The organism is Caulobacter sp. UNC279MFTsu5.1 (assembly GCF_900114015.1).
In the GTDB taxonomy this organism is placed as follows: Bacteria; Pseudomonadota; Alphaproteobacteria; order Caulobacterales; family Caulobacteraceae; genus Caulobacter.
Genome location: NZ_FORN01000085.1, coordinates 1 through 9,725 on the forward strand (window position 1 = coordinate 1; position 9,725 = coordinate 9,725).

The 9,725-nt window shown below is 68.9% G+C and carries 9 protein-coding genes; 4 read left to right on the forward strand and 5 right to left on the reverse strand.

The window, feature by feature from the left end:
- Positions 1-143 precede the first annotated feature (143 nt).
- Positions 144-557 (reverse strand): GFA family protein, encoded by a 414-nt coding sequence (locus BM066_RS25375; protein ID WP_089931198.1) that lies wholly within the window; start codon positions 555-557, stop codon positions 144-146.
- Positions 557-1,753 (reverse strand): CaiB/BaiF CoA transferase family protein, encoded by a 1,197-nt coding sequence (locus BM066_RS25380; RefSeq protein WP_089931209.1) that lies wholly within the window; start codon positions 1,751-1,753, stop codon positions 557-559. Before BM066_RS25380 ends, BM066_RS25375 begins: the two co-directional genes overlap by 1 nt.
- 122 nt (positions 1,754-1,875) lie before the next feature.
- Between BM066_RS25380 and BM066_RS25385 the strand changes: the two genes are divergently transcribed.
- Positions 1,876-2,550, forward strand: coding sequence for a DUF4142 domain-containing protein (locus tag BM066_RS25385; RefSeq protein WP_089931200.1), 675 nt, complete (start codon positions 1,876-1,878; stop codon positions 2,548-2,550).
- A 107-nt stretch (positions 2,551-2,657) separates the two neighbouring features.
- On the opposite strand, the gene BM066_RS25390 is transcribed toward BM066_RS25385, so the two are convergent.
- Both BM066_RS25390 and BM066_RS25395 read right to left on the reverse strand, forming a co-directional pair.
- Positions 2,658-6,281: an ABC transporter permease/M1 family aminopeptidase gene (locus tag BM066_RS25390; RefSeq protein ID WP_089931201.1), complete on the reverse strand. Its 3,624-nt coding sequence runs from the start codon at positions 6,279-6,281 to the stop codon at positions 2,658-2,660.
- A gap of 26 nt (positions 6,282-6,307) precedes the next feature.
- Complete coding sequence (locus BM066_RS25395) at positions 6,308-7,186, reverse strand: ABC transporter ATP-binding protein (RefSeq protein ID WP_089931203.1); 879 nt, start codon at positions 7,184-7,186, stop codon at positions 6,308-6,310.
- Between the two features lie 190 nt (positions 7,187-7,376).
- Here BM066_RS25395 and BM066_RS25400 point away from each other — a divergent pair, with 190 nt between their 5' ends.
- From BM066_RS25400 to BM066_RS25410, 3 genes are read left to right on the forward strand one after another with little or no spacing between them, the layout of a single operon-like run.
- Entirely contained in the window at positions 7,377-8,054 is a 678-nt protein-coding gene (locus BM066_RS25400; RefSeq protein WP_089931204.1) for a fumarylacetoacetate hydrolase family protein, read from the forward strand.
- 11 nt (positions 8,055-8,065) lie between these two features.
- Entirely contained in the window at positions 8,066-8,707 is a 642-nt protein-coding gene (gene maiA, locus BM066_RS25405; protein WP_089931206.1) for a maleylacetoacetate isomerase, read from the forward strand.
- Positions 8,700-9,326 (forward strand): carbonic anhydrase, encoded by a 627-nt coding sequence (locus BM066_RS25410; protein WP_089931207.1) that lies wholly within the window; start codon positions 8,700-8,702, stop codon positions 9,324-9,326. Before maiA ends, BM066_RS25410 begins: the two co-directional genes overlap by 8 nt.
- A gap of 93 nt (positions 9,327-9,419) precedes the next feature.
- Here BM066_RS25410 and BM066_RS25415 read toward each other — a convergent pair.
- The coding region (locus tag BM066_RS25415; RefSeq protein ID WP_255367723.1) for a flagellin at positions 9,420-9,725 on the reverse strand (306 nt) is incomplete at its 5' end.

A 9,725-nucleotide genomic window follows, 5' to 3' on the forward strand; every position in this document is an offset into this window, starting at 1 on the left:
CAGGATACGGCGATCTGGAAGGGTGGGGACCAAATCGGGTCGAGAAAGTTCAGGGCGTTGAAATCGCGGGGGTTTGTTGGCTGAACGCCGAGGATAAGGCCCATGCCCCCTCTCCTAGCGGGAGGGTGACAATGAGTGTCTCCCTAGTCCGGCAACCCCTCGAACACCTTCAGCCCCTCCGGGATCACCGCCCAGTCCGGCCGGTCCTTGGCGAAGATCGCCACGGTCGGGTGGAAGGCCGTCGGGTCGTCCAGCGAACCGGCGTAGATCGTGTGGGAGTCGGTCTCGCCCACCGGTCCGCCGAACACCAGGCTGGCGCAGGTCGGGCAGCTGTTGCGGACCGCGTTGGAGCCCCGCGCCGAAATGCAGGTGAAGGTCCGGGTCGGGGCGCTGAAGGTCAGGTCCCTGGCGGCGAAGGCCATGAACGGGATGAAGCCCGAGCCCGAGGCCTTGCGGCAGTCGGCGCAGTAGCAATGGCCCATGAACAGCGGCCGGCCCCGCGCCGCGTAGCGCAGGGCGCCGCACAGGCAGCCGCCGGTGTAGAGCACGTCGTCCATCACACCACTCCCTTGGCCCGCAGGCCGGCGATCGTTTCGGCCGACAACCCGGCCACGGCGCCGAGTACGGCGTCGGTGTGCTCGCCCAGGGCCGGCCCCGGCCAGCGGACGCCGCCAGGCGTCTCGGACAGCCGGGGAAAGGCGTTCTGCATTTTCACCGTCCCGAACACCGGATGGGCCACCTCGACGATCGACTGGCGGGCGGCGAACTGCGGGTCCTTCAGCATGTCGGGCGCGCGATAGACCCGGCCGACCGCCAGGCCGGCGTCCTCCAGCAGCGGCAGCAGGGTCTCGATGTCGTGCTCGACCGTCCAGCCGGCGATGGTGGCGTCGAGCTGCAGCTGGTTGACGCCGCGCGCGGCGTGGTCGCGATAGCGCTCGTCGGTCGCCAGCTCCGGCCGGCCCATGGCCTCGCACAATCGCTTGAACAGGGTGTCCTGGTTGGCGCCGATCAGGATCAGCTCGCCGCCGCGGGTGGGATAGACGTTGGATGGGGCGATGCCGGGCAGGATCGCGCCGGAGCGTTCGCGGATGTAGCCCGACAGGTCGTATTCGGTGATCAGGTTCTCCATCACCGTCAGCACGCTTTCGTAGATCGCCGCGTCGACCACCTGGCCCCGGCCGGTGCGCTGGCGGGCGTGCAGGGCCATCATCACCCCCAGGGCGGCGTTGAGGCCGGCCAGGCTGTCGCCGATCGAGATCCCGGCCCGGGCCGGCGGCCGGTCGGCCTCGCCGGTGATGTGGCGCAGGCCGCCCATGGCCTCGCCGATCAGGGCGTAGCCGGCGCGGTGCGAATACGGCCCGGTCTGGCCGAAGCCCGAGACCCGGGCCATCACCAGGCCGGGATTGGTGCGGGCCAGGTCGTCATAGCCCATGCCCCATTTCTCCAGCGTGCCGGGCCGGAAGTTCTCGACCACCACGTCGGCCGTGTCGATCAGGGCGCGGGCGACGTCGCGGCCCTCGGGCGCGCGCAGGTCCAGGGTCACCGAGGTCTTGTTGCGGCCGATCACCGGCCACCAGGGCGAGTGGCCCTTGGGCTTGGTGCGGCCCCACTGGCGCATCGGGTCGCCGGCCCTGGGATCCTCCAGCTTGATCACCTCGGCGCCGAAATCGCCCAGCACCTGGCCGCAGAACGGCCCGGCGATCAACGACCCCATCTCGATGACCCGCAGGCCCGTCAGCGGCGCGTCGGCCATGAACATCTCCCTGGCGATCACGGAACCATCACGGCCGCGTGAAGTTGTTTAGACCTCCGAGGCGCAAGCGCGGCGCCCCGAACCGTCAAACGTTCTAGAAAAACGCGCAGGGAAAGAAAGCCATGACCCGTAAGCTTCTCATCGTCGGCGCCGCCATCGCCGCCCTCAGCGTCGCCGCCTGCGGCCAGAAGACCGACGAGACCAAGGGCGCCGCCACCCCGGCCGAACAGGCCGCCACCCCGGACGCCAACCCCGCCGCCACCATCCCGACCCCGTCGGACGAAACCAAGGCCGCCACCTTCGTCGACAAGGCCGCCGCCAGCGACATGTTCGAGATCGAGGCCGCCAAGCTGGCCGTCAAGCGCTCGACCAACCCCGACGTGAAGGCCTTCGCCGCCAAGATGGAAAAGGCCCACGCCAAGACCACCGAGGACTTGAAGGCCGCGATCGCCGCCTCCGGCGCGGCCCTGACCCCGCCGACCGCCCTGCCCGAAGACCTGCAGGGCAAGCTGGACGACCTGACCAAGGCCGACGCCAAGGACTTCGACAAGAAGTACGCCGACGGCCAGGTGGACGCCCACCAGGCGGCCCTGAACCTGCTGCAGCGCTACGCCCAGGACGGCGACACCCCGGCCATCAAGGCCTTCGCCGCCGCCACGGCCCCCGCCGTGCAGGAGCATCTGAACATGGCCGAGGGCCTGAAGAACGGCTTCGACACCGGCAAGGACGTGGCCAAGGCCGAGGAGAAGGTCGCCGACGCCAAGGCGAAGGTCGCCGAGGAAAAGGCCAAGAAGTAGCCCTGGCTACGGAATCACGTGGGCGGCCGTCGCTTCGGCGGCGGCTCGCTCGCGCGAGCCCGGCTCGATCAGCTTGAACGGCGCGCCCGGCTTCGACGCCGGATCGTTCACCTCAGCTCGACCCTGGTGGTGTTGTCGTCGCCGTTGCGGTCGATGACCATGTTGTAGGGATCCACCCCCGCCGCCCTGGGCAAGGTCCGGGTGACGAAGGTCAGGGTCTGGGTCCCCGAGCGGATCGTCCGGCGCTCGAAGGCCACGACCTTGTCGGCGCCGAAGCCCTTCTTGCCCGGCTCCAGGGTGAACAGGCCGACGTCCATCGGCTCGCTCATCGCCGCCTCGGTTTCCTGGCCGCGGCCCTGGGCGTAGAGCTTGCGGGCCTGCACCGTCAGCGTCACGTCGTAGCGGCCGTCGGGCCGCTTGCGAGCCGTGGCCATGGTGGCCTTCAGGTCGTAGAGGGTGATCTTCTCGAATAGGTCGGTGATCAGCGCCTGCTTGTCGGCCGGGGCGTGGCGGCGCAGGGCGGCGACCAGCTCCAGGGTGGTCGGATAGGGCGGACCCTTGAAGGCGTAGGCCGCCAGCATCTCGCGCAGGGCGGCGTTGACGTTGTCCTCGCCGATCTCGTCGGCCAGTCGGTACATCACCAGCGAGCCCTTGTTGTAGTAGATGTAGGGCTGGTTCTCGACCTGGCGCAGCGGCAGCTCCTCGATCACCTCGCCGCCCCGGGCCCGCAGGTAGCGGTCCAGCTCGTACTTGAGGAACTTGCGGATCATCGGCTCGCCGTAGGTCTTCTTCATCACCATCAGGGCCGAGTACTGGGCCAGGGTCTCCGACAGGGCCGCGCCGCCCTGCTGGTCGGCGCCGATCAGTTGGTGGGCCCACCACTGGTGGGCGATCTCGTGGGCCCCGACATAGGTGACCATGTCGATCTTGGTCGGGTCGTCGTACTTGGACACGAAGCCCAGGTTCTCCGACCACGGGATGGTGTTGGCGAACGACTGGGCGAAGTCGCCATAGGCCGGGAACTCCAGGTAGCGCACCTGGCGGAACTGGTAGGGGCTGAAATGGGCCTGGTCGTAGTCCAGCGACCGCTTCATCGACTCGAGCATCCGGTCGACGTTCCAGGCGTGGGCCGGGTTGTAGTAGACCGACAGCTGGACGCCCTTGTAGGGCGTGGTCCTGACCGCGTAGCGGGCCGACTGGATCGAGAAGAAGTGCAGGATCGGGGCCTCGGTCACGAACCGCGCCGTGCGCCGGTCGCCGGCCTTGCCGATCGGGCCGCTCATGTCGGCCGACTCGCGCCAGGTGCGCTCGGACACCTTGTAGCCGGGAGCCATCGGCGTCTGGTCGGCGTCGGTGGTGACCTTGATGTCGGACGTCACCCAGTCGCTGTCCCGGCGCAGGCCGTTGAACTGCCGCGAGGGGATGTCGCCCAGCTTGGCCGGCCGCAGCTCGGGCTTCAGTCCGTACTTGCGGCGCTTGGTGCGGTCGGTCAGCAGACCGTCTCGGTCCATGCCCAGGGACGGGGCCAGCTGCCGGTCGTTGATGAAGGTCCCGTTGTCGACCATGTGGGTGTCGGGGCGGCTGTTGGGAAAGCCTATCGCCACGCGGGCCGTGGTGAACGACATCGAGCGCCGCTCGCCCGGCTGCATCGGGGTGTCGAAGGCGAAGATCCGGTAGTTGAAGCGCTCGAAGGTCCGCTTGGGCCGGGCCCCCTCGATCGACAGGGCCAGCACCTTCAGGTCGCGGTCGAAGCGGACGTGGATCTCGCGCAGCGGCTTGTCGGTGCGGTTCTCGATCTCGTAGACGCCCCTGGTGTCGATGCGCGGGGCGCGCGGGTGGATGTCGACGTCCAGCCTGACCTCCACGACCTTGGGCTGGGGCGTGTTCTCGAACGGCAGCAGGGCCTTCTCGTAGTCGGCCGTCCAGCGCTCGTTGCCGACCGTGGTGCGGTACTCGTTCCAGACGTTGGTGTTCATGTAGATGAAGGCGCCGACGCCGACGAAGGTCAGCAGGGCGCCGCCGGCGATCAGGCCCGGCGGGCCCGCCAGCCGGCGCGGCAGGGCGGCCAGGCGCGGCCACAGCCGGCTCTCGGTCCCGCGCCGCCACAGCACGTGGCACAGCACCAGCAGCAGCACCGCGAACGCCGCCCAGTAGAGGCGGAACCACCAGGCCCCGACCCAGAACCGGCTCTGGCCGTTGAAGTCGGAGAGCGGGACGACCGGCGCGCCGTCGTAGAGATAGAGGTTGTGCTCCAGCCCCCAGCTGGAGGCGACGAGGGTGCCGATGATGTAGAGCACCATCAGGCCCCAGCCGACGAACTTGTGCGGCGACAGCACCTGGAGGAACACCGCCAGCACCGCCAGCAGGACACAGTCGGCGGCCTGGGGCAGCACCCACCAGACCAGGTAGTTGACCAGCTCCAGGTGGGTGTAGCCCTTGATCAGCTGGATGATCACGGCCACGATCGCTCCGGCCAGGAAGGTCGACAGCAGCACCAGGCTGATGGCCAGGGTCTTGGGCACGACGAACGCCCAGTCGGGGATCGGGGTGACGTCGATCAGCTCGTGGGTGCGCCGGTCCTGCTCGCGCCAGACCAGCTCGCCGGCGTAGAACGCCGCGATGATCAGCGAGATGAACGGGAAGACGCCGTTCAGGGCCTGGGTCATCATCCGGGTCACCGGATAGATCGCCCCGCCATAGAGGCTGTCGTCGGCCACGCGCCACAGATTGAAGATCGACAGGGCCGCGGCCAGGCCGACCAGCACCAGATAGGCCGGGCTGACGAACACCTGGCGGGCGTCGAGCCGGGTGCGGGCCCACAGCTGGGCCCAGCGGGACGGCGCGGCGAAGCTGGGTACGCCGTGCGCGACCGCGGTCGGGCGCGGGGCGGCGTCGGTGCCGGGCTTCTCGCGCTTGACCCGGGTCGCGCCGTCGCCCCTGCGCAGGTCGAACAGCCAGTAAGCCGCGACGACGATCGCCAGGGAGACGCCGATCCAGATCAGGCGGTTGGCCAGCAGGTAGCCGGCCAGGGGCGGGACCTGGGTGTTGCGCTCGGCCGCCGTCCAGTAGCGCACCGCCAGACCGTAGGCGCCGCCGCCGAAGGGCTCCCAGAGGGCGGCCACCTTCTCCAGGCCCGGCTGGCGCAGCATTGTCGAGCTGATGAAGGTGGCCACCATGAAGGCGATGACGCCGACATAGGTCCACATCATCGACCGCGTCACGGTGGTCGCCGCGAAGAACACCGACGAGGTCAGCAGCAGCGACGGCAGGGCCAGCACGAAATAGGCGAACAGGTAGTGGTTCAGCACGAACGGCCCGACGCTGTCGGGGTCGACCCACCACATGACCGCGCCCAGGGCCATGCCGGCCGGCACGGCCAGGAACGACAGGGCGGCCGCCGCGAAGGCGCCGGCGAACCGGCCGTACAGATGGTCGAACTTGGTCAGCGGCGTGGAGCGCAGGATGCCGTCGAAGCCGGTGTCCTCGTCGCGCACGATGATGTTGGCCACGAAGGCGGCCGTGATGAACATGTAGATCAGGGCCAGGTTCAGGTTGCCGCTGGCGATCACCGAGGCGGCGTTCTTGTGGACATTGGCCGTCGATCCAAACTGCACGAACTGCGGCGCGGCGACCGAAGCGAACGACAGCAGGAAGAAGATGATCACCCCGACCCAGAAGACGGGCTGGCGCGCCTGGTAGCGAAATTCGAAGGCGGCGACTTTTCCGAACATCCTTCCGGACCCCATTCCCGCGCGCTTCAGGCCGCGCACCGGGTGTCGGACAGGGTGGAGAAATAGACGTCCTCCAGTCCGCCCTCGACCTGGCCGAAGCCGTCGCCGGGATCCTGGTCGGCCAGGACGTGGATCACCGTGCGGCCAGCCAGCAGGCGGGTCGAGATCACCTGGTGGCGGGCCTTGGCCGCCTCGAGCTCGGCCTTGTCGATGACCTTCTTCCAGATGCGGCCCGACAGCTGGCGGACCAGGTCGGCGGGCGCGCCTTCCTTGACGATGCGGCCGTCGCAGATGATCGCCATGGCCGGGCAGAGGTCGGAGACGTCCTCGACGATGTGGGTCGACAGGATCACCACCACGTTCTCGCCGATCTCGGCCAGCAGGTTGAGGAAGCGGTTGCGTTCCTCGGGGTCGAGGCCCGCGGTGGGCTCGTCGACGATGATCAGCCGCGGGTCGCCGATCAGGGCCTGGGCGATGCCGAACCTCTGGCGCATGCCGCCCGAGAAGCCTGCGATGGCCTTCTTGCGGACGTTCCACAGATTGACCTGGTTGAGCAGGCTCTCGACGACGTCCTTGCGTTCCCTGGCCCCGGCGATCCCCTTCAGCACCGCCATGTGGTCCAGCATGTCGTAGGCCGAGACGCGCGGATAGACGCCGAAGTCCTGCGGCAGGTAGCCCAGGATCCGCCGCAGTTGGTCGGGCGACTTGAGCACGTCGATATCGCCGAAGCGGATATGGCCCGAGGTCGGGGACTGCAGGGTGGCGACGGTGCGCATCAGGGTCGACTTGCCCGCGCCGTTCGGGCCCAGCAGGCCGTACATGCCGCGGGGGATCGTCAGACTGACCTCGTCGAGGGCCTTCACGCCGTTGGCGTAGACGTGAGTCAGGTTCTCGATGATCAGCATCGTCGGTCCAGAGCCCCTTCGACGTCGGCTTGGCGGGTTTTCGCCACAATTGCCTGACCGTCATGCCTTGTCGCCGCAGGTCGGGGCAAGTGAAAGAACGTTTAGACGGGCGTGATGGCCGGCGTGTTGCAGGATCATGTCCTCACGAAGGTGACTTTTGGCGGAGCGGGTTTGGGTCTAATCAGGCGCCATGACGCCCTTCGCCTTCCCCCCGCCCGCCCAATCCACGGTTCCGGTTGAAGGCGGCGATTCCGTCTTTCCGGTGCGCCGCATCCTCTGCGTCGGCCGCAACTACGCCGCCCACGCCCGCGAGATGGGCGCCGACCAGCGGGATCCGCCGTTCTTCTTCGCCAAGCCGGCCGACGCCGTGGTGGTGGGCGACAAGGTCCCCTACCCCGTCGCCACCCATGAGCTGCACCACGAGATCGAGCTGGTGGTCGCCCTGAAGTCGGGCGGGGCCAATATCGCCGTGGAAGAGGCGATGGATCACGTGTTCGGCTATGCGGTCGGGGTCGACCTGACCCGCCGCGACCTGCAGGCCGCCGCCAAGGCCAAGGGCCATCCCTGGGACGCGGGCAAGGGCTTCGACGCCAGCGCCCCGATCAGCGCCATCGTCCCGGCCGGCCGGGCCCATCCCGACGGCGCCATCACCCTCTCGGTCAACGGCCAGCCGCGCCAGCACGGCCAGGTCGCCGCCATGATCTGGACGATCCCGGAGATCATCGCCGAGGCCTCCAAGCTGTGGACCCTGGCGGCCGGCGACCTGATCTTCACCGGCACCCCCGAGGGCGTCGGCGCGCTCGGCCGGGGCGACCGGGTGGAGGGCGCGGTCGAGGGCGTCGGCAAGCTCGCCTTCACCGTCGTCTGAGGCCCCGGCCCATGCAGCTCACCCTCCATAGCGCCTGGCGGTCCAGCGCGGCCTACCGGGTGCGGATCGGCCTGAACCTCAAGGGGCTGGCCTATGACATCGCGCCGGTGAACCTGGTCGCCCACCAGCACCAGACGCCGGCCTTCGCCGCCCTGAACCCCCAGCGCCTGGCGCCGGTCCTCGAGGTCGACGGCCAGGTCCTGACCCAGAGCCTGGCGATCCTGGACTGGCTGGACGAGACCGTCCCCGTCCCGCCCCTGTTGCCGGCCGATCCGTTCGACCGCGCCCAGGTGCGGGCCATGGCCCAGATCGTCGCCTGCGACATCCACCCGGTGAACAACCTGCGGATCCTGCGGGCCCTGACCGACCTCGGCGTCGACGAACCCGGCCGCGAGGCCTGGATCGGACGCTGGATCGGCGACGGCTTCACGGCCCTGGAGACGATGATCGCCCGGCGCGGCGCGGGCTACGCCTTCGGCGACGCCCCGACCCTGGCCGATTGCTGCCTGGTCCCGCAGGTCTACAACGCCGAGCGCTTCAAGACCGACCTGACCCCGTTCCCGGCCATCCGCGCGGTCGCCGCGCGGTGCGCCGGACACCCGGCCTTCGCCGCCGCCCATCCCGACAACCAGCCGGACGCCCTCCATGCTTGAAGACCTCAAGAGCAACAACCTGGCCTGGTCGCTGCGCAAGACCGAGGCCGATCCTCAGTTCTTCAAGCGCCTGGAGGGCCAGCAGAGCCCGGAATACCTGTGGATCGGCTGCAGCGACAGCCGGGTGCCGGCCAACGAGATCGTCGGCCTGGATCCGGGCGAGCTGTTCGTCCACCGCAATGTCGCCAACCTGGCCCCGCCGCAGGACGCCAACTATCTCAGCGTGCTGCAGTTCGCGGTCGACGTGATCAAGGTCAAGCACGTGATGGTCGTGGGCCACTATGGCTGCGGCGGCGTGGCGGCGGCCATCGACGGCAAGCGGCGCGGCCTGGTCGACCACTGGCTGCACCCGATCCGCGAGGTCCATGCCGAGCACCGGCACGAGCTGGACGCCCTGCCTGACGAGAAGGCTCGCCTCAACCGCCTGTGCGAGCTGAACGTCATCCGCCAGGTGCGCAACGTGGCGTCCGACGTGTTCGTGCAGGACGCCTGGGCGCGGGGCCAGCAACTGTCGGTGCACGGCTGGGTCTATTCGCTGGGCAACGGCCTGGTCACCGACCTGAACGTCGGGATCTCCAGCCTGGAGGACTACGAGCGGGTCGCCAGCGGACCGGCCTGAAGCTGACCGCGAATACCAGAGGCGGGTCCGAGGACCCGCCCCCCTTACGCCTGGAACCGCTCTTTCTCCGAGGCGTGACGATCGTCGACGCCGTCAGCTCGTGCGAAACAGGCTGAGGATCGACACGGACGACTGGTTGGCGATCGACAGCGCCTGGATGCCCAGCTGCTGCTTGGTCTGCAGCGACTGCAGCCGGGCGCTTTCCTTGGCCAGGTCGGCGTCGACCAGGTTGCCCACGCCGGCGTCCAGGCTGTCCTGCAGCTTGCCGACGAAGGTCAGGTGGGTGTCCAGACCGGTCGAGCTGGTGCCCAGCGAGGCCAGCTTGTTGGTCGCCGTGCCCAGGGCGTTGCTGATCGTGGTGATCATCGTCTTGGCGGCCGCGGCGTTGGCGAAGGTCGA